Annotated in this window: 24 protein-coding genes; 11 read left to right on the top strand and 13 right to left on the bottom strand. The window is 37.9% G+C overall.

Annotated elements, in window-relative coordinates:
• Positions 1–9 precede the first annotated feature (9 nt).
• Both BOD01S_RS05690 and BOD01S_RS05685 read left to right on the top strand, forming a co-directional pair.
• Positions 10–216: a hypothetical protein gene (locus BOD01S_RS05690; RefSeq protein WP_036158567.1), complete on the top strand. Its 207-nt coding sequence runs from the start codon at positions 10–12 to the stop codon at positions 214–216.
• Between the two features lie 395 nt (positions 217–611).
• The gene (locus tag BOD01S_RS05685) at positions 612–1,292 is read left to right on the top strand and encodes a hypothetical protein (protein WP_036158570.1); all 681 of its coding nucleotides are present in this window, start codon (positions 612–614) and stop codon (positions 1,290–1,292) included.
• A gap of 126 nt (positions 1,293–1,418) precedes the next feature.
• Here the strand turns inward: BOD01S_RS05685 and BOD01S_RS05680 are convergent, their stop codons facing one another.
• From BOD01S_RS05680 to BOD01S_RS05670, 3 genes are all read right to left on the bottom strand, one after another.
• On the bottom strand, positions 1,419–1,766 hold the full coding sequence (locus tag BOD01S_RS05680; protein WP_052124988.1) for a DoxX family protein: 348 nt from the start codon (positions 1,764–1,766) through the stop codon (positions 1,419–1,421).
• A gap of 280 nt (positions 1,767–2,046) precedes the next feature.
• Positions 2,047–2,868 (bottom strand): EcsC family protein, encoded by an 822-nt coding sequence (locus tag BOD01S_RS05675; RefSeq protein ID WP_036158572.1) that lies wholly within the window; start codon positions 2,866–2,868, stop codon positions 2,047–2,049.
• 222 nt (positions 2,869–3,090) lie between these two features.
• Entirely contained in the window at positions 3,091–4,569 is a 1,479-nt protein-coding gene (locus BOD01S_RS05670) for an MDR family MFS transporter (protein WP_036158575.1), read from the bottom strand.
• Positions 4,570–4,728: 159 nt separating this feature from the next.
• Here BOD01S_RS05670 and BOD01S_RS05665 point away from each other — a divergent pair, with 159 nt between their 5' ends.
• A complete protein-coding gene (locus BOD01S_RS05665; RefSeq protein ID WP_036158578.1) occupies positions 4,729–5,610 on the top strand; it encodes a TetR/AcrR family transcriptional regulator in 882 nt (293 codons plus the stop codon).
• Positions 5,611–5,889: 279 nt separating this feature from the next.
• On the opposite strand, the gene BOD01S_RS05660 is transcribed toward BOD01S_RS05665, so the two are convergent.
• From BOD01S_RS05660 to BOD01S_RS05635, 6 genes are all read right to left on the bottom strand, one after another.
• Positions 5,890–6,489, bottom strand: a complete 600-nt coding sequence (locus tag BOD01S_RS05660) for a superoxide dismutase family protein (protein ID WP_036158581.1) — start codon at positions 6,487–6,489, stop codon at positions 5,890–5,892.
• Positions 6,490–6,841: 352 nt separating this feature from the next.
• Entirely contained in the window at positions 6,842–7,615 is a 774-nt protein-coding gene (locus BOD01S_RS05655) for an NRDE family protein (protein WP_036158584.1), read from the bottom strand.
• A gap of 281 nt (positions 7,616–7,896) precedes the next feature.
• The gene (locus BOD01S_RS05650) at positions 7,897–9,159 is read right to left on the bottom strand and encodes a PIN domain-containing protein (RefSeq protein WP_036158587.1); all 1,263 of its coding nucleotides are present in this window, start codon (positions 9,157–9,159) and stop codon (positions 7,897–7,899) included.
• Positions 9,160–9,465: 306 nt separating this feature from the next.
• Positions 9,466–10,734 (bottom strand): leucine-rich repeat protein, encoded by a 1,269-nt coding sequence (locus BOD01S_RS05645; protein ID WP_036158590.1) that lies wholly within the window; start codon positions 10,732–10,734, stop codon positions 9,466–9,468.
• A 548-nt stretch (positions 10,735–11,282) separates the two neighbouring features.
• Positions 11,283–12,302, bottom strand: a complete 1,020-nt coding sequence (locus BOD01S_RS05640; protein ID WP_036158593.1) for a FecCD family ABC transporter permease — start codon at positions 12,300–12,302, stop codon at positions 11,283–11,285.
• Positions 12,302–13,306 (bottom strand): FecCD family ABC transporter permease, encoded by a 1,005-nt coding sequence (locus tag BOD01S_RS05635; protein ID WP_233153045.1) that lies wholly within the window; start codon positions 13,304–13,306, stop codon positions 12,302–12,304. Before BOD01S_RS05635 ends, BOD01S_RS05640 begins: the two co-directional genes overlap by 1 nt.
• Before the next feature lie 97 nt (positions 13,307–13,403).
• On the opposite strand from BOD01S_RS05635, the gene BOD01S_RS05630 reads away from it, so the two are divergent.
• From BOD01S_RS05630 to BOD01S_RS05610, 4 genes are all read left to right on the top strand, one after another.
• Entirely contained in the window at positions 13,404–14,384 is a 981-nt protein-coding gene (locus BOD01S_RS05630; protein ID WP_036158599.1) for an ABC transporter substrate-binding protein, read from the top strand.
• Positions 14,385–14,565: 181 nt separating this feature from the next.
• A complete protein-coding gene (locus tag BOD01S_RS22860; RefSeq protein ID WP_036158602.1) occupies positions 14,566–15,348 on the top strand; it encodes an ABC transporter ATP-binding protein in 783 nt (260 codons plus the stop codon).
• A 42-nt stretch (positions 15,349–15,390) separates the two neighbouring features.
• Complete coding sequence (locus BOD01S_RS05620; RefSeq protein WP_036158604.1) at positions 15,391–17,103, top strand: ABC transporter ATP-binding protein; 1,713 nt, start codon at positions 15,391–15,393, stop codon at positions 17,101–17,103.
• A gap of 365 nt (positions 17,104–17,468) precedes the next feature.
• Positions 17,469–17,960, top strand: coding sequence for a hypothetical protein (locus tag BOD01S_RS05610; protein WP_052124989.1), 492 nt, complete (start codon positions 17,469–17,471; stop codon positions 17,958–17,960).
• Between the two features lie 430 nt (positions 17,961–18,390).
• On the opposite strand, the gene BOD01S_RS05605 is transcribed toward BOD01S_RS05610, so the two are convergent.
• Positions 18,391–19,137 (bottom strand): sulfite exporter TauE/SafE family protein, encoded by a 747-nt coding sequence (locus tag BOD01S_RS05605; RefSeq protein WP_036158611.1) that lies wholly within the window; start codon positions 19,135–19,137, stop codon positions 18,391–18,393.
• Between the two features lie 550 nt (positions 19,138–19,687).
• On the opposite strand from BOD01S_RS05605, the gene BOD01S_RS05595 reads away from it, so the two are divergent.
• Positions 19,688–20,575: a LysR family transcriptional regulator gene (locus tag BOD01S_RS05595; protein WP_036158616.1), complete on the top strand. Its 888-nt coding sequence runs from the start codon at positions 19,688–19,690 to the stop codon at positions 20,573–20,575.
• 349 nt (positions 20,576–20,924) lie between these two features.
• Here the strand turns inward: BOD01S_RS05595 and BOD01S_RS05590 are convergent, their stop codons facing one another.
• The gene (locus BOD01S_RS05590) at positions 20,925–21,344 is read right to left on the bottom strand and encodes a hypothetical protein (protein WP_036158620.1); all 420 of its coding nucleotides are present in this window, start codon (positions 21,342–21,344) and stop codon (positions 20,925–20,927) included.
• A gap of 601 nt (positions 21,345–21,945) precedes the next feature.
• Between BOD01S_RS05590 and BOD01S_RS23660 the strand changes: the two genes are divergently transcribed.
• Together BOD01S_RS23660 and BOD01S_RS05580 are read left to right on the top strand one after the other, a co-directional pair.
• Positions 21,946–22,068 (top strand): hypothetical protein, encoded by a 123-nt coding sequence (locus tag BOD01S_RS23660; protein WP_233153046.1) that lies wholly within the window; start codon positions 21,946–21,948, stop codon positions 22,066–22,068.
• Positions 22,069–22,272: 204 nt separating this feature from the next.
• Positions 22,273–22,536 carry a hypothetical protein gene (locus BOD01S_RS05580; protein ID WP_036158623.1) on the top strand — a complete coding sequence of 88 codons (264 nt, stop codon included), beginning with the start codon at positions 22,273–22,275 and terminating at the stop codon, positions 22,534–22,536.
• A gap of 549 nt (positions 22,537–23,085) precedes the next feature.
• Here BOD01S_RS05580 and uvsE read toward each other — a convergent pair.
• On the bottom strand, positions 23,086–24,051 hold the full coding sequence (gene uvsE, locus BOD01S_RS05575; RefSeq protein WP_036158626.1) for a UV DNA damage repair endonuclease UvsE: 966 nt from the start codon (positions 24,049–24,051) through the stop codon (positions 23,086–23,088).
• Between the two features lie 648 nt (positions 24,052–24,699).
• Here uvsE and BOD01S_RS05570 point away from each other — a divergent pair.
• Positions 24,700–25,695 carry a glutaminase gene (locus BOD01S_RS05570; RefSeq protein WP_036158629.1) on the top strand — a complete coding sequence of 332 codons (996 nt, stop codon included), beginning with the start codon at positions 24,700–24,702 and terminating at the stop codon, positions 25,693–25,695.
• 405 nt (positions 25,696–26,100) lie between these two features.
• Here BOD01S_RS05570 and BOD01S_RS23515 read toward each other — a convergent pair whose 3' ends face one another.
• Complete coding sequence (locus tag BOD01S_RS23515) at positions 26,101–26,427, bottom strand: hypothetical protein (RefSeq protein WP_036158632.1); 327 nt, start codon at positions 26,425–26,427, stop codon at positions 26,101–26,103.
• Positions 26,428–26,451 lie beyond the last annotated feature (24 nt).

Genomic DNA, 26,451 nt, shown 5'->3' with positions numbered 1-26,451 from the left:
GAGGAAATAATGAACGTTATATTTGTAGTGACTGAAACGGGCCAGGAGCTGTTGGAGATGACTTCTATGGATGTTGCAGGGCTTCTTGCAGCAGTAAAAGGGGAAAGTGTTACATTTCCTTTTGGTACATACCAATATGATTTCCACAACCTGGATCATTATTTAGAAGATGGCGCCTATCGCCAGGAGCTTGTCATTTACTTGAAAGCCATCTAGCAAAGAAATAGAAAATTAGCCGCAAAAAGCTCTTAGGTATTTTTCCTGAAGAGCTTTTTGTCTTTTATTTTTCTTAGAAAGGCTGGTCTGCAGCATAAGACAAACTGGCTTGTAAGAGCAATAGAGAAGAACGAAAGGGGATGGTTAATGTAATCAGCATATGATGAATCTTCTCAATCAGTGATTTAGGAAAAATGGCATAACCCGCTGTAAACGCTATTTTGTGAAAAAAATAAGAACAATTGATGGCTGAATGGAGAAAGAAAAACCGTAAATATTAAAAATATATCTTTATTTTGTTACAGTTAGTTAAAATGAAAGAAATTCATCATTAAAAAATCGTGTGGTAATATAAATGAATTCGTTATAATAGAACCATGATAAGAGGTGGTTTCATGGGAAAAGGACGAATGTTGTTAATAAGCGGGATCATTACAGCTCTCTTTGTGATAATAGGAGCAATAGCTCTAGCCGTTGTAAGTGAGGAAAGTCCTTTAGATTATATAATACATAAAAAGGAAGAAAAGAAATCCGGACATATGATACCGGCAGAAAATGCAGCAGAAGAGCAGATGGATACTAAAAAAAAGGAAAGCTTGATCGGTAGTAAAGAGGTAACTGACGAAACGGGCATTCATCATATTTTATTTGAATCTGGGAAAGTGGAGTACACCGCTATATCCGGTCCGGTGAAACTGACTGTTACACAAGCAACATTGGAAGAGTTCATCCCAGCTAGTGAACATATTAAAAATGCAGTTAGCGGCCAAGAGCGTTCAACACTCGTATACATGAATATAGAAGTCGAAAACAACGGGGAAGCTCCTGTATATTTTCGAATTGACGATGCAAAAGTTCAGTCAGATACAAAAGAAATCTCCATGTTTCATCCGGCACTGTCTACCCAGTTTGATCCAATATTTGCACCAAATGAAAGAAAGCAAGGGACAGTGGCCGTGGATTTTGAATCAGAAATCATGGATATAGCTGTCATTGAGATAATGGTAGCATCCCCATTTGATGAAAATTATGATCCTATAGGGAAGGCTGTTACGCTAAAGGTCCCTATGTATTAATAAATGCAATAGGGCAGTTGCTCCCTGGTTTTGACCAGGAAGTCAATAAAAATGTAAAGTCAGTTGAAGCACGGATCGACTGGTTTTACATATTATTATGCATCTAAAAGAAAATGCTTCAGAAAATTAAAAGAGTAATATGATAATATAAAAAAGCAAAAGCAGACCAAGCAGCATAATAGGTAACATATCATTTGAGCTGTCCTGGTTTTGAAGGTGGACGAGTAAGCCGCCTATACAGACCATGAATAGCAGGACAGCACCGGCTACAGCAATCGAGTGAAACCAAATCCCGATGAGTAAAAATAAGGCGCCCGTTACTTCTATTGCTCCTGTAAAAATCCGAAACCAATGTGGTAGGCGCCATCTGATAAAGGCAATATGATAAGCTTTGGCTCCGGATAATTTTCCATAACCAACGACCATAAAAGTAATTGCAAGCACGCCCGTCAGTACCCAGCTGATAATTTGCATCTTCTTGTCCTCCCTGTAAAACCGTCTTTTTTGCTGTTTCTATTGCCAGATAACTATAAAATAAAAAGAAAGTTCATCTTCACTTTTTTATTGTTGGCAAGCTAACTGTTCCTGTCGTTATTTCCTATATAGTACAACGGTATGTTCCTGAAGGAATGTTCATTCAATGGTTTATAGGAAAGAATAGTGTGGTAGAGAGTACTACCCCCTATAACCATTTAGAATACGAAGAAAAGGCTGGTTCTCTTACTGAGAGAACCAGCTTTTTCGTGTAGAAAGCTTATTTAAGTTCATTTTCATGTGGATCAAGCACAGTAAGCTTTTCATAAATACGACGCTTCCTATACAGCATAATCCCTGCTTCGGCAATATCAGTCATCATCGATTTATTCGCATATGCACCGAAGAGAATACCTGCGATCGGTATCATTTGAAAAAGCTTCTTCATCCCAAAATTATCCCGGTACGTAAAGAATACCTCCTGCCATCCCTGCAGCTGTGAAATCATATTTTTCTCTGTCTGCTTATTTTCATGAATAGTAGAAAGCTCTTTCAATATGGCTTCTTTTCCAACGACATCGGCAGAGGCAAACTGAAGGCATTTGATAATAAAAATACGCTCCTGCTTATTATTCGGTTCATAGCCATGAATAATGGCAATTTCCTGCAGGGTTTTTAGCGCCATACCCAAAATAAGGGGGATATCGATTGCTAATGTAAAGATACCACCAACACCCGTTGAAGCTCCTTGCATAGTAGCAAGCTTTACCCTGCTGTTTTGAAGAGATTCGCTGAGCGAAATCATATCATCAAGTGGAATTTCACCAATTTCTAGGACGGTCTCGACTGGTCTGCCGGTAGCCATTGCTATTTTGTCTACCATCGCTTTTTCATTAACTAAGTATTGGCCGCCTGTTTGTATATAATTGCCGACCTCTGTTACTAATAGAGCAATTTTCTCCTGTATAAAAGCAGGCGTTAATTTATCTATCAGCTTAAAAGGAAGCCGTCCAAGCTTTTCCCAAAACCATAATCCTGTCTGGTCTTTTTCCCAATCCCCGATTTTCTCTAGATGATCAAGAAGCTGTTCTCTATTATCCAACATGCATTCTCCTCGCTTTCTATATATGTTACATACGTGTAAAAATAGGAAAGGTTTCGATAATTTCTTTTATGAGCGCAAGGGCTGTGGAAGTATTTATGATAGAGTGGGGGATAACGGGTTTGTATACAAAAAAACTTCCCTTTGATACATAAACCAAGGGAAATAAAAAAAGAAATTTCTGTAGAAGGAATCTCCTACAGAAATCTCTTTTAAATTTATTTATTGCTTTTCGAGCTTCTCGATTTCTTCCGGACTCACGCTTACACGTTTTAGGAATAACGATAAAACGATAGCAATAAGTGTAACAATCATAGCGATAAAGAATGAATGTTGCACACCTTCAAGTAAAGACAATTGCTGGATTCTTGTGAAATCCGCCTCTGTAGCTTTTGTCATATCTAGACCAGCTGCCAGTTCTTCTCCTTTGTCGGACGCAACAGAGTTCATGAACGTTACAAATAGGGCAGTACCAATAGAACCAACTACCTGCTGAGCAGTATTGTTTACTGCAGTACCATGTGGATTCAAGCGAGTTGGCAACTGATTCAAACCGTTTGTCATAATTGGCATCATTACCATTGACATACCAAACATACGTAATGTGTAAATTAAAATGATATATGTGTGGGAAGAATCCATTTGTAACTTGGACAATAAATATGTTGCATAGGCTGTAATAGATAAGCCTAATAATGCTAATATACGAGGTCCAAATTTATCGAATAATTTACCTGTAATTGGAGACATAATACCCATAATGATAGCACCTGGCAGCATCATTAAACCAGAATCTAACGGTGAAATATGACGGACACTTTGCACATAGGCAGGTGTCAAAATCATACCTGAGAATAATGCAGCAGTTGTAACCATTGAAATCACGGAACCAAGGGCAAACATCGGATATTTATAAACACGTAAATCAAGAAGCGGTTGCTCCATAAGGAATTGGCGGACAATAAACGAAATAAGACCAATCACACCCACAACAATAGTTGTGATTACGATTTTATCTGTCCAGCCGTCAGAGCTTGCCATAGAACAGCCGTATAAAATACCACCGAAACCAACAATCGATAAGATAACAGATAAGTAGTCAAGTGATGCTTTTCGCGTCTCCATGACATTTTCTAGTTTCCAGATGGCAAGCAGAAGGCTGATAATAGCAAATGGCAAGATCATTTCGAACAGCACACGCCAATCATAATACTCTACGATATAACCTGATAGAGTTGGACCGATCGCTGGTGCTGTAATCATTACAAGACCAAAAATCCCCATTGCAGCTCCGCGTTTTTCACGTGGGAAGCTGACAAGCATAATATTCATTAACAATGGCCCCATCACGCAAGAGCCGGCAGCCTGGATCATACGTCCAGCAAGAAGGAAGCCAAAATTCGGTGCGAAAGCCGCAACGGCTGTACCGATCGTAAATAGGCCCATTCCTGTTAAAAATAATGTACGGTTTTTAAACCGTGTAATTAAGAAGGCTGATACAGGTATCAATACTCCACTGACAAGCATGTACCCTGTAGCCAACCATTGGACTGTCGAATAGTTCTCAATTTTCAGGTCCGCCATGATGGACGGTAATGCAACGTTTAATAACGAGTTGTTCAAGAACGATACGAAAGCCCCAAAGAACAAAATAGCTAGCATCAAATATGGCGGTTTTTTTTCTTTTAGGCCATTATTCATTTGTTTTCCCCTGTCTTTCTTTTAATTAATTTATTCACTTGACCGATTTTATACTAATAGTCCAAAATAATCAATAAAAAAGTATAGAGAGTCCAATTATATTTGATTTCAACATAATATCCTGTATACTTGAGCGTAAGAAAGCATGAAGGAGCACATATGAATAACCGTAAAAGATTAGTCGTTGACCACGCACTTTCCCTGTTTGTAGAAAAAGGGATCGGGCAAACATCTATTCAGGATATTATTAGTCGTGCAGGCATTTCTAAAGGAACCTTTTATAACTATTTCTCCTCCAAGCATGAATGTGTGGAGGCTATTTTAGAGCAGGCCCGCTATGATGCGAGATTGATGCGCGGCGAGCTCATGATGGAAAGGGATTCCGAGGGCATAGAGATATTGCTGGAACAAATATCAGTCTTATCAAGTATTAACCGAAAGCGCGGGTTGGATGCAGTATTTGAAGAAATTCTTCATTCAGGCGACCAGGAATTGAAAAAGCTCGTCCTTAAATATCGTATTTATGAGCTGGAGTGGCTAGCCGAAAGATTAACCGAAGTATTCGCTATCGAAAAGGAAGAACATGCATTTGAAGCGTCAGTCCTTTTTTATGGTATGATGCAGCATTTACTGTTCACAAAGAAATTGATCCATCAGCATACATTGGAGCCAAAAACCATTGCTAGGTCTGTCATGTTTTATGTGAAAGAGATTCTTCGTCTAATGGCTGAAGAGGAGACGAATGTTTTAGACAGCCATAATATTCAAATATTTGTTAATTCCTTCAATAAGGTGGAATTGACTGCGGATGAAGTAATCGAACATATTGAACAATTTAAGCAGGATACTGACTTTACAAAATCTCAGCAAGATATAACAGAAGCTTTACTTGCTGAGGCAAAAAATAAGGAGCCCCGGGTCATTGTCATGAATGCTTTATTGAAAGCGTTTTCGAACGAATTTAAAGCTTCCCTGTATATGAACGAAGCAAAAGAAGTAACTAGTATTATTTGGTACTTTATCAAACAGCAAAAAAACTAAAGAGATTCAGCAAATATTTTGTGTAAAGCAACAGGTGAAATCGATTATGACTTCACCTGTTGTTTTACTTTTTCATCATTTATAATGTATTGAATCTTTCCGAATGAATTTACACCAGCTGACTGCTCTTCCGGACCTCAGGACAACACGATGCTTGGCCGCAAAGATATGATGGCTTTCATCTCTGCGCCCTTCTTGTGCAGATGCAGCAGGATATAAGCAAATGCAGTATGTCATCCTTTAAGGTAAATCATAATCACCGCTTATGATAGTTAGAAATTATAAAGCATCCTTTTCAATAACTCCACAAGCAATGCGGTCACCTGAATTTCCTGCCGGATCAGTTTTATAATCATCAGGTCCTGCGTGGATCACAATCGAGCTGCCATCAGCATCTAATAAGGAATTGGCATGCCCCTCGTCTAATGTTACTGTTCCCGAGATAAAGCGAACTTCTAGCAGTCCATCTTTAGCGATATCTACGTTTGGCAAGTCCCCGGCATGGGCTCCCTTTGGATTCTCTGTCCCATGTTCCTTATGTTCGGGGTTAAAGTGGCTGCCCGCCGATACAAATTTAGGGGGCTCACACTTGCCGACTTCGTGGATATGAATACCGTGCTTCCCAGCTGGAAGGTTAGATAAGTCTGTATAGATTTCTACCCCTGTTTTTGTCTGTGTAAATTTTACTTCTCCAACATCTTTGCCTTCCGCATTAATCATTTTAGCTGTTGCGGTCGCTGTTACTGTTTCGGATGAAGCAGCGGTTCCACTTTTCTCAGCGGTCTTCTGTGCATCAACAGGTATCTTCTCTTCTTTTTGGAACAAGCCACATCCTGTTAAGAGAAACACCACAGCAAGTAAAGATAAGAATTTGTTCATAGATAAGCCTCCTCTACATTTTTAATACGCAAAGTAACGTAAGTGTACCTTACTCAATCCAAATAGCTTCTGTTTTAGGTATCGGACCTTCTGTATACAGAATTCCTACAGATTGAGCAGTGTCTATAACAGCGTGGGCAAAAATGTATTGGAATATGCCAGCCAATGTTACACTTTTTAGTATCTATTTCTAAAAAGAACGGCTTAAAATGTATTATAAGGCGAATCTTTGCAAGCGGGAAGGGAAGAATGCAATATCCTCCCTGAAAGAGTCTTCTTTATAGAAAAGAATCGCTAATAAAAAAGGGCTGCCCGGAAAGTCTTTACTTTCTTGACAGCCCCGATAGCAAAATTATCGCGGAAGCTTTTTTTCAATTGGAAAGTGGAATGTTTGTGTCCCCACAGGTTGTCCATTTTCGAATGTCCGCTCCGTAAAATCCCACGAGCTGCCATTCATTCGAATAACGGTTGAGGAACGGGTACCGTACCCTTCAAATCCGATAAATACAGAAGACAATTTCTGCTCAAGCTCCAGAGGCACGCCTGTTGAAGGGAGCAGTTCATCAGCAGCTCTTGTTTTGTCTGAGAGTATGCTAAAGAGTTCTTCATCAGAAAAATCAGGTTTCTCCAATACTTTTTGTAATGAATCTTTTAATGATTCAACTTTCGGCCAAGGTGTATTAAGGGTTGCATTGGACAGACAATGAATACCAGGCGGAACTTCCATAATCTCATCCGTAATATTATTGTAGTGAATTAATTTGTCGCCGTCATATAGCAGCACATTAAAAGGACCATATAAATCACGCTTTTCCTGCAGATCCTTGGCAAAAAAGGCAGCCATCACTTCCGTTTGTAAGAAGTCTGTAGCAATCTGGCCGCGTGAGAAAATACCTGAATCCGCCAATTCGGGGTCTCGGTAGTTGGTTATAGCGACCATTCGTCCTTTGTTACTGACTCCAAGCCAAGTACCGCCACGTTCAGTATCACGTCCTGCTAATATCTGGGGTGCATCTTCCCATATATGAGCGGGCTCAGTGGGACGTATGTAGAATTCATCCCGATTAGCAGCGATAATAAGCGGATAATCGGGGTTGGTTTTATAGCTGAATGAAATTATGCACATCTTTTCACGACCTTTCTGCTCGATTCACACGACAAGGAGATTTCCTACAAAGACAAGTTATTCTTTGTAGTTAGGTTAGAAAATCTATCTTATTTATAATAGTAACGGAAAGCAAAGAAAACGTCTGTAGTAAATAACGATTAGAAAATATGCAGGGAAGAATGCACTCCTTCTATTTATACCGCAAGTCTCGATTTATTAAACGGATAGAATAGGATGTGTAGAAAAAACACTTTCCTATAAATAACGATAGAGGATGTGTCAAGGACACACCCTCTAACTTAACCACTCACATATTGATTCTTCAGCTGGATCTGACGAATATCTACTTCGTGAATTTCAATGTTTTGCAGGTCGATTTTATGATAGAAGGCTTTGAATTGCTCTAGTAAGTACTGCCAAATTTCCTCCTGCTTCTCTATGGAGATTGCTGCAAAGTCTTTAATACCCTTCATTTTTTCATGCCATTCATCGAGCTGCAGTTCGATTGGAATAAAGAAAGAAACGTAAGTGTCAGCTAGTACGCTTTCTGAACTGTAGAGCAGCTGTGGATGCTGTGGATCCATGTGAACAACAGGATGGACATATAGATCTACATCCACTTCAAAATTCATGTGGCAGCTTACGAGAAAACATTCATTAAATAGAATAATATTTTGTAATTCCACATCCTGATAGCCCTTTATTTTCTTTGGTACAAAGCGCCCCGGCGATTGATAATCCGGATGGATGGAAGCAGGGGTCAGCTTAATCAGATTTTCCATAAGGGCATACTCAATATCCTTTTTCAAATAGCACTCGAACATCTCATCGAGCATAGAAATATTAAGATTTGTATTCGCAAACTGCACAAGGTAGTCGCCGTAAATTTCATCCACTTCACTTGTTAAACTGAAACGGAGCAGTTCCGGCTTATAATTTAAGAAGCCTCTTACTGATTTAAAGCAAAGCTCTATGCCATGGTGCGCCAAATTGGGATGCGGTAAAAAGGCATCCATTTCGGAGAATGGGCGGCTATCGGCAAATTTTTCAATATTAGTCGAAATAAAATAGCAATCTTCCAACTCGTTATCTGTTATGAAGTTTGCATATGTATACCAAGTAATGGCCTCTTGAACGGACTTTCGAAAATAGGGGCGTCCACCTTCATCAATTTCCGCATGATAGAATGGTTCAAGCGGGGAGAGCTCAAGTTCCACTACTTTATTAATGAGACGTTCATCAGCTTCGATCATCTCTATGACTCCATCTTCTACGTTTTTGTAAAAATTCTCCTCAAAATACTGGACTAGTTCTTCTTCAGTCACGTGAATGGTTACCGTATCTTTTTTCAGTAAGTAGTTCATATGATGGGCAGCGAATTTCGCATCTGTGATTAGCTTTGCATAGTGAGACTGAAAACGGTGAAGTACCTCTTTGTATGACGTTTCACTTATATACAGGTTTATCCGTCCGTCTTTGGCTAAACGCTTTAATAGGGATAAATAGCCAGTTTTTAAGAAAGGATCTTTGTATAAAATATTCGCATCTAGAAAAATGTGCATCCCGACCTATCCTTCCGTTCTTCATTTGTAATTGAATTGTAACATGGATGGAGGCGGGTGAAAATAATGGAAAACGATTGCTTTTTCGTACAAAGGTAATGAGAAGATAGTTAGGCCATTATTACCTCGCTTCTAAGGGTATTCTGCAGACAAGCTATAGGAAACTTTTTTCTAGAAAAAATTAGATATATTTTGTTAAATATGAAGGCTTTAGAAAGTTTACGCGCTTTTTAGATGGATGATATTATCACTTAAAAAGAAGCCGATTAGAAAGGATGGCCAGTTGAAAAGAGCGCCATCTATTCTTTACGGCTTCATATAAAGACATTTCTCCGCAACCTGCATACACATCATGTCATATGCGCACGATGGTACATAATTCAGTATCTGCTCCTTATAGCGGGGGACGGAAGGATCCTTAAAACTCTCGTCCAATAAGGAATGGCCGAGATGCAGCAGAAGCCCGTCCGAGATTTTTACTGTAGCGGCTTCGTTATAGGCTTCAATGCTTGGAATATAATCTCCCTTTAAGTAATGAAGTTGACCAAGCAGAAGATGTGCTTCGAAATCGTATGGATTGAGGGAAATATATAAAGTCAATTGTGCAAGCGCCAGCTCAAAGTCTTTATCCTCTATAAATATCCGGGCCTGCTGAAGGAAATCAACTTGTTTGGAGGGGAGTGGCTGCCCGCATTCCTCCCATGTCGTTGTCTCCCAGACAATATGATCAATCTTGGGGAAAATGTCCCCAATCCGAATATAATCAACCGGCAATTCGGATAGTTTCAAAGGATTGTTCTTGAAAATCTCTCTTTTTTCATCATAAAGTTCAATAAATAAATCAGCCGAAAACGGCGCTTCCACATAAGTAATCCCTGTACATTCAGAAAAAGCAGTCTGCTCAATAACTTCCAGCTGGCCATTAAATGTTAAGTTCTTTAAACTCCTGCATTGGTGAAAGGCGTTTTTCCGAATAAGCTCTACAGTACTCGGTACCTCGATTTCTTCTAAAGATGAACAGCCGGCAAAGGAGGAATTACCGATATTTTTTAATCCTTCCTGTAATGTGACGGTGCGTAAATTCTTGCAATTAAAAAACAGGAAGTTCCCTAAAATTTCAATTCCTTTTGGCACTTTTACATCCATTAGCGCCGTATCAGCAAAGGCATATGCACTAATATACTCCATATGTTCCGGCAGCTGAATAGAGGATAAGTTGAAACATTCATCAAATGCATAGCTTCCGATTTCAGCCAATGACTCAGGTAATGAAAGCGATGTTAGGGAATGACAGCCTTGAAACGCAGCGCCGCCAATTCGTGTGACACCTTCTTGAATGGACACATGCTCAAGCAGCGTACAGTTTTTAAAAGCTCCGCTGCCAATTTCGGTTAATGTAGCAGGTAACTGAACGGATAGGATTTCTTTATTTGCGAACCCCTCATGGGCAACCGTCGTCACTGGTCGTCCATTGAACATGGCAGGTACAACGATATGAGGCTCGTCCCCAAAATAGAAGATGCCGGATTCGTTCATCCCAAAACCATAGTGTAGCTCAGATGGGTTCATCTCCATAATTCTCACTCCTTTTCTTATATTTTACCATTTAGTTACTAAACGGTAAAAAGGTGTTTTGTCCTTGCGGTCTATTTCCTATGTATAGCAGGACTGTAAAGTATTTCACTGCTGAATGAACATTGTAAATGATAAATAAATACGAATGTCCAGGATTTCAATAGGGGGCTGTTCTCGGTTGCTAGAAAGCAAAATGTCCTATTAATACCATCTCTTTTATGTATGCAGCTGCACTGGAATGGATGCTTGCCGTAAATATTATGGTTCCTTTAAATTATTCTCTGTTTTCTAAATAAGAGAGTAAGGGGCTGCAGCAAAAAGCCGATTTTATAGGGAAGCAGCTGTTAGAGAAAGCTACATTAAAACCCTGGAGTATTTATTCCAGAATTTACTCTATTTATTATATAAGCAGGGGGGAGCTAGTTTATGCAGATTGTTTAGGAAATAAGCAGGATAAAAGCTGCTCATTAAAAGAGAGGGATACGAGTGAAAAGTATATTTAATAGAAAAAGCGTTCAATTGAATATACTGAACGCTTTTTTAGAAGATTAATTTTTAAAGAGCAGTAAGTAAATGAAATAAGGAGCACCGATTATAGAGAGAACAATGCCGACCGGAAGTTCAAGAGGTGCCAAAATGACACGTGCTATTGTATCAGCCGTCAAAACGAGCAGACCTCCAAACAATATACAGATAGGCAGCATTCGCTGATGGCGTGTCCCAACTAAAGCCCGTGCAATATGAGGAGCGATGAGACCGACGAATGTAATTCCTCCACCAATGGCTACACAGCTTCCTGCAAGTGCAACAGCAATGAGTAAAAGCTTGCCTCGTTCTTTATTTACATGAACACCAACACCGACAGCTGATTGTTCTCCTAAATTCAGGACATCCAGTGTACGGGCCTTATATAAAGCATAAGGGATGAGGATGATGAGCCAAGGCAGGGCTGCTAAAACATACGTCCAGGTTGCACTCCAAATGCTTCCTGAAATCCAAACAAGCGCTTGTGTAAAATCTGTCGGATTCATTTTCATTTGGAAAATTGTTAAACCAGCTGTAAAACCAGCATTCACCCCAATTCCGACCAAAATCATCCTTGTCGGCTTTACCGAACCCTTTTTCCAGGCCAATAAAAAAATGATGCCTGCAGCAGAAAATGCACCGAATAAGGCAACGAGCGGCATGATAAATACAGCGATATGTGATTGATAAAAAGCGTTTCCCTGTATAAAAAAGATATACAACACGATCATAAAGCCAGCACCTGCATTAATGCCTAGAATTCCTGGATCTGCCAGTGCATTTTTAGAAACGGCCTGCAGTATGGCCCCGGAAACAGCGATGCCGGCTCCGACAAGCAGTGCGATTATCATGCGCGGCAAGCGGAAGTTAAAAATGGTTAACTCATTGCTCGCTGTTCCATGTCCAATAATAGTCTCCCATACATCGGCTATCGGAATTTGAATATAGCCTGCATTCATGCTAAAAATGAGCATCAGCAAGATAAGAAGCAGAAAACATATTATATATAAGGAATAGGGAATTTTATCTTTTCTTAACTGCATTATAAACCTCTCCCATCTTTACGGGCTAACCATAGGAAAAATGGTACGCCGATTAACGCTGTAACAGCGCCTGCCGGGGTTTCGAAAGGGGAATTTATCATCCGCCCAAAGATATCCGCCACTAATAATAATAAGCCGCCAGTTACAGCTGAAGCAGGGAGAACCGATCGATAGTCTACCCCGACAATCGGGCGGACAATGTGAGGTACGACTAAGCCGACAAAACCGATCATTCCAGCGATTGAAACAGCAGCTCCTGTAAGGAGGATCACTGCTACTGTACTCAAAATACGAATAGCCATCGTATTCTGGCCTAACCCTTTAGCTACTTCCTCTCCCAAGCTTAAAACGGAAATGGAAGGTGCAAGGCCAATTGCCAAAATAAGCCCGATTAAAATGAGAGGAACAGCCAATTTAATATGGATTGGTTGAATACTTGCAAAGCCGCCTGCATAAAAGTAGCTGATATCCTTGGAAATATCAAATTTCAGCCCAATCGCTGTAGAAAGTGAGCTCAGCAGCGCTGTAATGGCTGAACCTGCTAAAGCAAGTTTAACAGGCGTAACACCTCCGCGAGCCATGGCAGTTGCGCCGAAAACGAAAGACGCCCCAACCGCTGCCCCTATAAGTGCATGAACAGCGATCATTACATAACTGGGGTCTTTATAAAATGCAAAAGCCAAGGCTACAAGAAATGAAGACCCTGACGTTACACCCAGTATGGAAGGGGAGGCAAGTGCATTTCGTGTGACTCCCTGCATAATCGCCCCGGCTACAGCTAATGCTGCCCCGACAAATAAGGCTGCGATGGCTCTTGGAATACGAAGCTCATGTATAACAACATGATTGGGATTTGTTGAGTCAAAATGTAAAATCGCATTTGTAATATCACCGTATGTAATATTATTTGCCCCAAACCGGATAGAAATGAAGAAGGCAGCAAATAATAATAAGATACTTATAGTTAGAAAACTAATGATGGACAGAATCCTTTTTAAGCTCATCATAAAAACTCCTAAATCGTTATTGACAATTTCTACATCATAATTGATAATGATTATCATTATAAATATATCACAGTTTTGAGAGGAAGAATATAGTATGGCGAAAAATAAATGGCGTTATGCAACGGCAGCAAGTTTATTAACTTTAACGTTAGCTTTAGCAGCCTGCAATAACGAATCAACTGATAAAAAAGACTCTACAGAAACAGAGCAAACAGAAAAAACAGATGTAAAGGATGTACGTACTTTAACAGATGCTTTAGGAAACGAGGTTGCTGTTCCAGTTCATCCAAAGCGTGTGATTGCGACCTATTTAGAGGATTACCTCGTTGCCCTCGGAATTAAGCCGGTAGCACAATGGAGTGTTGGTGAAGGGGCGAGCATTCAAGACTACTTACAAGATTCACTTGAAGAAGTTCCAACCATTGGCTTTGATTTGCCGTATGAAGCGGTACAAAGTTTTAAACCGGATCTAATTTTAATGGATTCGGCTTCAATGGTAGAGGGCAATAAATATAGCCAATATAGTGCGATTGCTCCAACATATGTAGTAGGAAAAGAAAATGATAACGATTGGCGTGAAGAGCTCCTGACAGTAGGGGAGGTTTTTGACAAAAAAGATGATGCACAAGCAATCCTTGATGACTATGATGCAAAAGTTAAAACGGCAAAAGCCGATATTGATGCTGCGGTAGGTGATGCTTCAGTAGCGGCAATTTGGTTAGTAGGTGGAAGTTTTTACCTAGTATCAGATGAGCTGTCAAGTGGCGCTGTTTTATATGAGGATTTAGGCTTTAAAGCACCGGCTGTTGTCAAAGAAATCGCAGCAAGCGGTACAGCAAGCTGGAATGCGGTATCATTGGAAAAATTAGTAGAGCTGGATGCAGATTATATTTTCCTCATCAACAGCGATAATGCAGGCAGTCCTTCAACGGTAAGCGATGCGCTTTGGAATACAATTCCTGCAGTAAAAGAAGGAAATGTATTTGCCTTTTCACCTGAATCTTCCTGGTTATATACAGGTCCGATTGCCAATAGCCAAATCATTGATGATGTAGTAAAAAGTGTAGGGAAATAAAGACCACAGAAGATGCTGAACATGTTCAGCATCTTCTATTTTTCAGTCTGTGAATATTCAGAATGGCTTGCTTGCCTTTGTTACTGCATATGGTAAACGCAATTCAAACGTTGAATACCATTCTCAATTAATGTAGAATATGTGGCAGACTCATATTTGTACAAACTAAGGGGAACCGAAGATGAATACGATTGAAGTAAAAAACGTCCATGTAGGCTATGAAAAAACAGAGATTATTCATAATATTTCCTTGCAAATAAAAGAAAATGAAATTACAACGATTATCGGGCCGAACGGTTGCGGGAAATCGACACTTTTAAAGGCCATTACCCGTATTATTCCCTATTCGCAAGGGAATGTGCTGCTTGACGGTGAGTCGATTGTAAAAATGAATACGAAAGAACTGGCCAAGCGGTTGGCAATCCTGCCGCAAATGATGGACCATCCAAATGGATTAACAGTAGGAGAGCTTGTCTCCTATGGCAGATTTCCGCATCAACGGGGTTTTAAAAGTTTAACGCAGGAAGATTATGAAATGATTGATTGGGCGTTAGAGATGACAAATACGTCTGAGCTGAAATACAGGGATGTGGATACATTATCCGGAGGACAACGGCAGCGTGTGTGGATCGCTATGGCTTTAGCGCAGAAAACAGATATTATATTTCTGGACGAACCGACAACTTATCTGGATTTAGCGCACCAGCTGGAAGTGCTGAATGTACTGAAGCATTTAAATGAAACACAGCAATGTACGATTGTGATGGTTTTACATGATTTAAACCATGCAGCCCGCTTTTCCCACAATTTGATTGCTTTACGGGACGGACAATTAATCAAACACGGAAAAGTGGAAGAAGTGATGCAAAAAGAAACACTAAAGGAAATCTTCCAAATTGACGCGGAGATTGTCATGGATCCAAGACACAAGACTCCAGTCTGCCTGACATATGATTTGCTTTAAAATTCCCCTTAAGAAAAAGAAAAAAGAAATAGAGGACACTATATGATACTTAGATTTTTCTCTTATTACAAACCCCACAAGCGCCTTTTTATGGTTGATTTTACAAGCGCTATTATCGTCGCGGTACTCGAATTGTTCTTCCCGCTTGCCGTGCAATGGTTTATTGATAAGCTATTGCCGACAGGTGATTGGGGAATGATTGTAAAAGTCGGGATTTTACTGCTGCTTACATATTTGTTAAGCACCGTTTTAAACTTTATCGTAAATTACCTCGGGCACAAACTCGGTATTAATATTGAGACCGATATGCGCCGCCAGCTATTCAATCATTTTCAAAAACAATCATTTTCGTTTTTCGACAACATGAAAACGGGACATGTAATGAGCCGCATTACGAATGATTTATTTGATATTGGAGAATTCGCACACCATGGTCCGGAAGATTTCTTTATCGCTATCATGACTTTTGTTGGTACATTCGCCATAATGTTTACGGTTAATCCGACACTGGCTCTAATTGTATTAGTTATGGTACCGTTCCTCATTTGGCTGATTACATACAGCAATAAAAAAATGAATGGTGCCTGGAAGGAAATGTACGGAAAAATCGCCGATGTAAACAGCAGGGTCGAGGACAGCATAGCTGGGATCCGCGTCGTGAAATCATTTACTAATGAAGAATTCGAAATGGAGCGATTTAACAAGCAGAATGGTTTTTTCCGTAAAGCAAAGCTATATGCCTATAAAATTATGGCAGGTACTCATTCAAGTATTTATATGATGACCCGCTTACTGACATTGGTCGTCTTAATTGTTGGTGCTTGGCTAAGCTTTAATGGACAGTTAACCTATGGTGAGTTTGTTAGTTTTGTCCTGTATACAAATGTATTAATTAAGCCGATTGATAAAATCAGTGCGCTCCTTGAATTATATCCAAAGGGGATGGCAGGCTTTAAACGGTTTACAGAAATGCTGGATGTCGAGCCGAATGTAGCAGATATTCCAGATGCTATAGAGGTAAATGAATTAAAGGGTGATATTGAATTTAACCAAGTTTCTTTTGCCTATGAAGATAATAAGCCTGTTATGAAGGATATTTCCTTTACCGTAAAAGCAGGGGAAACAGTAGCGCTTGTCGGTCCATCTGGTGCAGGAAAAACGACGATCAGCGGACTGATTCCAAGGTTTTACGATGTCAGCAAAGGGTCGATTACAATCGACGGTCTGGATGTGCGCCATATGACACAGCAATCACTTCGTAAGCAGATTGGGATTGTACAGCAGGATGTTTTCTTATTTAGCGGTACTGTTCGTGAAAATATTGCCTACGGAGATCTGGAAGCAAGCTTTGAGGATATTCAGAAGGCGGCGGAAAAGGCCCATCTGAAGGAGTTTATCGAGAATTTATCAGATGGCTATGAGACAGAAATCGGGGAACGCGGACTCAAATTATCAGGAGGCCAAAAGCAGCGTTTGGCGATTGCCCGGATGTTCCTGAAAAACCCGCCGATTTTAATTTTAGATGAAGCAACATCGGCATTAGATACAGAAACAGAAAAAATTATTCAGCAATCACTAAACGAGCTGGCACAAAACCGAACAACAATTGTCATCGCCCATCGCTTATCTACTGTACGAGATGCACATAAAGTGCTGGTCGTGACGCCGAACGGTATTGAAGAAAGCGGTACGTATGATGAATTGGTAAAAGCGAACGGAATCTTTTCAAAGCTCCATCATATTCAGTTTAAATAATAGAATACAAGCTCCCTACAATCATTCGATTGGCAGGGGGTTTTTCGTATTATGGAGGGCTACAAGAAGGGCTTTTTGGTGAAAAATCACAAAAAGGGCAGCATTTCTCCTTCTGTTTTTATTGTAGAGTTAAAATATAGTCACGGTGTTTATAAAAGATTGGTTTCATTTTTTATTCGACTAACGATGCAGTTTGGTACAATTAGAATAGGGGAGTTAATAGCCTTACTATCGAAAAGAATATAAATCGTATGTTCTTGAAGCGGCATAAACATAGCAATTATTAATCCCGCTTACTGCATCTGAACTAAATCTTTCTAAAAAGCAAGTTGTAACCTAACAGTTTATGAATGGAGATGAACTATATGGACGAAAGAAATACACTAATGGAAACATATTTTAATACAAAGGATATTGCTAAACGAAATGCCTTACTAAAGCAATTAGTATTTGACTTGCCCGAAGACGGAAAGGACTTTTTTCTAAAAGCATATAAAAAAGAGCGGTATTTGGATATGCGGCTTACTGCCATTAGAGGATATGCTGCCTTTGCAAGCGAAAAAGAAGTGGCCGGTTTAATGAAGAAGATGTTGGAAATCTTAAAAAAGCGTCCCGATAGTACACCATATAATTATGAGGAATATGAAATCTTGCGGTCAGCTTTTTTACTGCCTTACCTGCTTGAAAAATATCCGTATGACTGTTTCAAAGAATTTAATGAACAATTAGAGAAACAGTATGATGCCATGCCTGATGTTTTCAAAGGAATTTTTACCTGCAACGATAAAGGGGAACATACCCAATTAATTCCCCCAGCCATAGTTCGGAAACAAATCGAAGCTTTCCGTCGGGGGTGAATAACGGTACCCAGGTTTGCATTTCTAGCGTCCTGTTCGTAGTTATCAAAAGAAAATGAATTCGCTCCGTTAATGATGTTTATGATTCCTTATAGAAAAAATTCGTGTTGAGCTAACGGGTAATTAGTAAAGTAAAGATTTATAACGTATACATAAAACGGCCCCAAATGAAAGTTAGGTCGTACAATAAAACACATTAGACATTATTGTAACAATGTTTAATGTGTTATTTTGTATTACTCTCCATATTCAGAAATCTACCAATCATAAACGGCAGAATAGTACTTATTCATTTCTGTAGCGTATGATTATGCTTATTTAACATATTTTCTTTCCAGTTATATGGAGCAATTTCTGACGAAAAAACTGCGCCGTATTCAGAAACTAATTAATTGTAAATACCTGACTTTGACACGTAAATAAGCATCCTTTACAAGATAAGTAAAAGTGCAGAAACAGCTGGTGTTAATATCATTGCCGCTTTTAAAATAACTTTTGGTACAAGGTTGGTGAATTTGGCTCCAATATATGCTCCTACCATTGTTCCTATAAGGACTTGCAGTAATAAGACAAAGTCTAAATAACCCTCTAATATAAAGCCGATTCCGCCACCGATTGCAATCGGGATAATAACAAGCAATGTTGTGCCAACAGATTGAGCAAGGGTAATTCCTAAAACTGTGAGCAATCCTAATTGAATAAAAGGTGCAGAGCCGATTCCAAAGGTTCCGGAGAGCATTCCGACGATTATTCCTAATATTGCTGCCTTTAGCACAAATAAAGCGCTTAGTCGCTCATCTGTTTCTAATCGAGTTTTTTCCTTAAATAAAAACAATCGTATAATCAGCAAAATTGATGATAGAAACAGCATACCCGCTGTGAAAAAATGCATGTAATCTGTTGGAATGAGTATCGCGATTTTGGAACCAATAAAAGAACCAGCAGCTCCAAATAACCCTACAATGATACCCGTCTTTATAGACGTATTTCCTTCCCTATAATGACTAAACGCTCCTGAAAGGCTCGTAAATGCCATTGCTGATAGGGATGTTCCTAGGGCAATATGAATAGGCACATTAAAAACCAATGTTAAAATTGCAATAATAAATCCCGATCCGCCTGCTCCCACAAAACCTAAGATGGCCCATAGGGCAAGCATTGTTAGTATTATAGCCATAATAGTCACTCCAAAAGTTTATTTTTACATTAAACCAAGTACAAATTATTTTGTTATTTTATAATGCGGAAAGGGGATATTATTTTGCTAAAGAGAGTAGTGCCAAGTATGACGCTTTTCATATGAGGATGTCTTTCTTTAGTCTATATAGTAAGTACAACGTTTGGAAAATATTTAGGTAATAAATACATTATTGTATGTGTTACACAAAATGAAGTAACAATAAGAACCTCACATCCTTTCTTTTTTTCTGCCTTTAAGACGATTATAGGATCGCTATATACTGTACGTAATTTAAAAGCATAATCTATTGCGTCTTGTTGAAGCAGCACCTCCTTTTTATAACATGTACAACTCATTGTTCTTCCTCCCAATGTAAGAGATTCCTAATAAGGGAACTCCAAGTGCTAACTCGAAATCGAAAGTTAGCCTTTCCAAAGGTAATTTTTCCAATAAACCCTCCCTACTTTTAAATTACTGCTATACTATTCATAAGACAAATATATAATTTTTGTCTATTCATAAATTAAAGTTATGAGTGGGTGATTAAATGAATTTACATACACTGCGGATTTTTACGAATGTGGCCAAACTGGGGAGTATAACCGAGGCTGCTAATTTACTGCATATTAGTCAGCCCGCTGTCACAGCTCAGGTTCGAAAATTGGAAAAGGAAATCGGAGTCAAATTAATTACGGGGAAGGGGAGAGGGATTCAGCTTACATTTGAAGGTGAATTTCTGTATGAACAAGGATTACGTTTGTTTCATTTAGAACAACAGATTGATGAGAAGTTTAAAACGTTTTTAGAAAAGAAAAGGAAAATCCAAATTGCTTCAAATTATATCGCGATGAATTACATTTTACCGCCAATTATCGCGGGTTATAAACTAGAAAATCCAGATGTCGATATGTATGTATCGTTAGGCAATGTGGTGTCTGTTGAACGTCATCTCCTAAATTACGAAAGCGATTTTGGCTTTGTTGTGCAAAGTAATATCGGTCATGAAGATTTACATTTCGAGAAAATTAAAGATGTCCCATTTTGGTTTGTTGTACATCCATCACATCCCCTAGCAAATAAAGAAGTGACGATTTTCGATTTACGAGAGCATGGTTTTATTTATAGAGAACGAGGTAGCTCAACTCGTGATTTATTGGAGGCTATTTTTTATACCCATAACTGCCCACTACCAAAATGCGCCATACAAATGCAGGGCTTGCCTGAATCTATCAAGGTTGTTGAGGCAGGTTTTGGCGTGCTGCTCGCGCCAGACTGCAGCGTCAATGAAGCATTAGCACAAGGGAAGCTTGCACGAGTCTTTGTGGAGGAAGCGGAAGTCAATCAAAGTCTGTTTATTTGTACAAGGAAAACGGATGAAAGCGAGCATCCATTCATTCACTTTTTGAAAAAACGTTTGATTGGGTTAGAGACATAAAGCTCTAGCTCGATTTTTATATTAGTAAAGGGCTTGCTGTATAAAGGAAGCTGTGGCAAAAGAAGAACTAAATTAATTTTATTAATGAGAAGCTCGTTCAGTAATTCAATTAAAAGGAGTTTTAGTTTAATAAGCAACAAGCAATGATAAAAAAGGCTCGATTCCTTTTTAGAGGAATCGAGCCTTTATAATTAAACACACAAGCAATAATATGTTGCCACATCCACCCGGCACATTGTGAGACTGCCGCGTAGTTGGAGTTATAGTAAGTAAATAATGGCTGTGTTGAAAAACCTTTTATGAATCACAGTCTCACTGCTTTTTTATTTTAACTTTTAAATGGCTAGTTTTATTTATTCAATTCTTTATATAAAACATATTTTAAAGCAGAAATTTCATCTTCGGACAGTTTACCTTCAATTTCAGATAATACTTCATCCTTACTAATTGAACCGTTTTGAACTTGCTCCTGAATATCAAGTAAACGAGTAACGCCCACTTTTTTTATCAACACACGTGTCGCTTCTTCTTTAGTTTGGAAGGGAAGAGTATCCGGATTTGTAGTTGCTGCCTCGCTTACAATTTCTTGAACTTGCGGATCGTTCGCGATATAGGATTTTACTTCGTCTAGATTTTCGTCATCTAAATTAGATTCCACTTTTTCGATTATTTTTTCGGAAGCAATATTTGTCCCAAAATGCCACACAGCATAGCCAGCTGCGCCAAGTAAAACAAGAATAATTACGGTAATCGTTAAAAACTTTTTCATCAACTCACTCCTGACACTTTGAATATAGCACAACTTCACAAAAATCACGAAGAAAAAATGTTTTTTATATTTGGTTTAATTACAATTATTTGTGAACGAAGAGCAGATAAGTTTTCAACCTAGTATATAGATAGCATAAATATCAATTATAGGTGCATTTATATTTCCATTAGCGTCCTTGTTCCACAATCAGGTGGGAGTGTGGAGCAGCACTTTTAGAAAATGATCAAATTTTTTATAAAAGTCTTATACTTAAATGTTTATAAAAAGATAAGATGTTTAAAATAAAGCTGCATCACTTATAAAAATGTGTGATTAAAAAATCCTGTCTTGATATGTAAGATTTATCTTATTATTCAAACGGGGCATAGTGGGGGATAATACTATATTAGATAAGGTTTGCAAAATTTGGGTTTTTGATATTTGTGCTCGAAATAGAGGTACAAGTTAATTATATAATGATTCAATTTATGAAATTGGAGGCTTGATAATGAGATATAACATTGAAGGGGTATGTAAAATTTATGACGAAGAAGAGGGTTGGGGATGGATTTCGATTGAAGGTGAAGATGACGTATAGGTATACTTCAGTAATATTCAAATGAATGGATTTAAATCACTTACTAAAGATGATGTAGTATCGTTTGACCTTGAAGAAAATCCAAATTTAAAAGAACAATTACGTCGAGCTGTAAATATTAAGAAACTCGTTAAATTTAAATAACAGGCACTTTAGTGCACCAAGCATTTAAAATGTCTCCGAGCATTGCTTAGGATTCTAAAAGAATCATCAGTTATTAAATTCAAAACTATTTTAATTCATTCAAGATTTATAAAGCATACAAATTAAATCTAATAAACAAAATGACACGTTGGTTACTTTATGGGAAAAAGATCTCAAATATCGCTTTGGAAAGGTGGCTTTTTATTGGAAAACAAAGAGATAGTACTTACAATTTTAAATGAAATTAAAAATGGAATTACACCTATTCATACAGCTTACAATTTAACTTTGGATATGTGGGCAGAGTTCATTGAATACTTGGATGATAAAAAGTATATTACTGACGTTACTATTTATTGGTTTGGCAATGACGATACATACTACGATGAAAGAGTTCACTCTATTGACTTAACCAAAGCCAAATTAACTACTTTCGGAGAGAAATTTTTAGCTGAAGAAGTGAATTGATTATACAGATTAAATACAAATAACTTTCCCAAATGAAAGTTAGATAACAATACACCCCATTCATTTGAGTGGGGTGCTTGCTTTTTGTTGCTTATAAACAATATGTCCCCAGCCTATTATTAGTTGAGGAATTCAATAAGAAATTAGATAGATATGAAAGAGTTTATAACATTTTCTTTTTGCATTTTCTATTATCGGCGAATAATGCGATAAAGGTGCCAGACAAAACGGTCATCCATAAAATAAGATTCATTTTTTTCACCTCCAGTTGTTAGTTTATTTAGTATACGGCTGATAGTGAGAAAGAATTCAATAGAGAAAGATAATTTGAAATAAAAAGAAGCTGCTTATTCAACTAACTGTTTATTTTTTAGTGCAATAAAGATTTATAAAGTATGCAAACTAAACCTAAATAACGTTCCCAAATCAAAGTGAGGGTGTACAATAAAGCACACTAAACATTGGTATAGCAATATTTAATTACAAAGTGAAAGTCAATTGAAGAAAGGTCTATACTGACACTGGAGATTTCTCCCGTGTCAGTTATTATCACTTTAAATAAAAGGAAGATCCATCAATCATTTCTACATCTTCCCTATGTTTTATTTCCTCAATCAAACGAAATAACGCTTCATCTTTCTTTTTTGCCTCAATCATACAATGTATTTCCGGCACTGTTCCTCTGATTTCTTTTAAATATCTGAAAAACATGTCTACATCCACATAATCAGAATGATGACGGAATTCCCTCTCGCTTTTAGGACTTGAAATATGCATTTTTATTGGCAACGGTGAATCCTTCCAAGTAGCTGCAATTCGGTCCCACTTATCCTCCCATTTTTCATTATAATGATGTGCGAGATGGTGATGATAATCAAATACAAGCGGTATTTCTAATTTTTCACATAGATATAACGTATCATCAACTGTAAAAGAAGTATCGTCATTTTCAAGCATAATCATCTTTTGAATTGCTCTTGGAACATCCATCCAATTATCAATGAATCGCTCTAAAGATTTCTCAGTTTCTTTATAGTTCCCACCAACATGAAGAACACATCGGTGCGTCGGATCGATTTTCATTCCCTTTAACAATAAATAATGCATCTTTAACGTTTTTAAAGAGTTTCTGACTACTTCCGTTTTTGGTGAATTAACGACGACAAAATGATCAGGATGAAAATCAATTCGTATATTATGTTCTCTTGCATACGCGCCTATTTCAATTAACTTCTCTGATAATGGTTTTAGATAATTCCAATCAGGTAGTTCTTCATGGTTAGCTAAAGGAATCAATCGAGAGGTTAAGCGATAGAAATGAATTTCTTTAAAGACATTATGTTTTAATAGCCTAAGTGTATGTTCTAAATTTGACAGTGCAATTCGCTCTAGCTTTCGTATGGCCGCTTCGCGATCCTTAATTTTTTGAAATTGAGTGAATGTCATCGTTTGAGACGGAGAAGCATTTTTTAGTTCCATACTCATCGCAACATAACCTAATCGTACAATCGTCATTTTCCCACCTCTTCTGTAGTATGTATCGTAGTAGACAAACTTATTATCCAATAATGCGTTTAATTAAATGGATGGAAAGATCGACAAAGACTTGAGAAATATGGAGGTCTTCCGTATTAGCGAAGTTAAACATTGTTTTTTACTTTATGTCTGTCCATATTATTTCACAATGTAATTCGATTGAAGGGTAACAGAAGGTGAAGGAGAAACAAGGGAAATATTCAATTAAAGGGCGTGATTCTTTAAAATGATAGATTATTAATAATAAAGTTTGATTAAAATCATCCCTCCTCTGTAGCTTTCTTTGAGGTTAGATGATTTTTTAATGGATATTTACGTTAATGTAACTAGAAAGATTGTGAAGAAACGTACTTAAACTAACGCAGCAGGTTAATTCAATTAGATATTTTATTTAGAGGTTGAACAATAGCTTTAAATAATACAGAGCTGAAGAAAAATTAGCACCCTTATAGCATGAAAAAGTAGCGTTCTATTGTCCCAGGCTGTTATTTCTATCAATCGAAATTATACCTTTCCTTTATAAAATAAATGTATTTAGATTTCTGGGTTTTTTGTGGTATATATGTATGTAGTTAATAGACTAATTTAGCCACTGTTGAGCACTAGATACCGAAAGGAAGAAAAGATATGGAAGTTGGACAGCAAGGTACACAAATTAAATTTGATAATCAAGAACATTTACACAAAATACAAGCATGGGTACAAGATAGCAGAGCTTATGCGAACTTAGGGAAATGTGCAAACTATATACCAGCTTTAGAAAGAGCAAATCCTTCACAGTTAGGCATTTGTATCATTGGTTCAAATGGTTCAATCGTAAAGGCAGGTGATTTTAATACTGCCTTTACCTTACAAAGTATATCGAAGGTAATTGGCTTTATAGCTGCATGTATCGATTATGGTATTGCTTATGTGTTAGAAAGGGTGGACGTCGAACCAACCGGGGATGCTTTTAACTCGATAATTCGTTTAGAAGTTCATAAACCTGGAAGACCTTTCAATCCGATGATAAATGCTGGAGCAATCACTGTTGCATCATTACTAGGTGGACGAAATCCTGTTGAAAAAGTGGAATCTATATGCTTATTAATAGAAAAAATCGTAGGGAGACGCCCAACTATCAATGAGGATGTGTTTCATTCTGAGTGGCAAACAGCTCATCGAAATCGAGCTTTAGCCTACTATCTAAAAGAGACCGGATTCTTAGATTGTTCTGTAGAAGAAGCTATAGAGGTATACTTAAAGCAGTGTTCAATTGAGGTAACTACAGAAGATGTAGCCATGATTGGCTTAGTCCTTGCAAATGACGGATATCATCCTATACGTAAGGAGCAAATCTTCTCTAAGGAAGTGGCAAGGTTAACAAAAGCATTAATGGTAACATGTGGTATGTACAATGCTTCCGGCAAATTTGCTGCATCTGTAGGTATTCCTGCAAAAAGTGGAGTATCGGGAGGTATATTGGCAGCAATTCCTCCACGAGGTAGATCCACCGATTCCCCATTTATGGATGGCTGTGGTATAGGGATTTATGGCCCTGCCATTGACGAATTTGGAAATAGTGTTGCAGGAGTTAAGCTGTTGCAGCAGATAGCTAGAGAATGGGATTTTAATATTTTTTAAATGTGGTGTGCTACCACACCAATGTAATAATAAATCCAAAAGAAAATTACGCTAAGCGTTAACTTATTCTTCACCTAACGTGGTGCTTTTAGATAAATATTTGCTTTCTGAAATAATCAATCTTTGTTACAAAAAGCCTTTTGCAGGTATGAAAAACCCCCTTTTTGATCAATCTTTGGTCAAAAAAGGGGGGATGATTTTCTGATAAAATCCGCATTTGTAGATGTGGTTTAATCAAGGTTTATTCCAAACCAACAGTAGATTGGGGCTTCGAAATAAAGCTCGAGAATTTATAATGAAATCTGGTTGTTTATAAAAAGTCTGATCAAATTCCTTTGTAGATAGGCAAGATATTTTCTTGCTTCCTGTTTGGTACGAGTCAATCAGGTTTATTGATAAATGTATTCACATAGGTGATATATTTTTTCCCTTCTCATATTTTCCTGTTAGTTTTTCTTCTATTTTTTTCCACATATTAACTTCTGCACTTTTTGGTGGCAGACTCGTTCTTTTTTCAGCAAACCCATTTAAAGACGCCATTCCGAAGTATATTATAAAAATACTCATGATACCCAGTACTATTAAGAAGACTTTTTGTCTAATCAAATTCACATCTTTTTGATTTATTTTAATGATATGACTATCTATTAAAATGTATACGACTCTTTGCGGGTTCAAAAAGTATTTAGGTATCATGGTCTTTGGAGCAGTTGATTTTAGAAATGCCTTCAAAAAACTCTTCTGTTTGAAAGTGTA

Source organism: Lysinibacillus odysseyi 34hs-1 = NBRC 100172 (assembly GCF_001591965.1).
Lineage (GTDB): Bacteria > Bacillota > Bacilli > Bacillales_A > Planococcaceae > Lysinibacillus_B > Lysinibacillus_B odysseyi.
The sequence above is the reverse complement of the archived record's forward strand: the minus strand, read 5'-3'. Positions and strand labels throughout refer to the sequence as shown.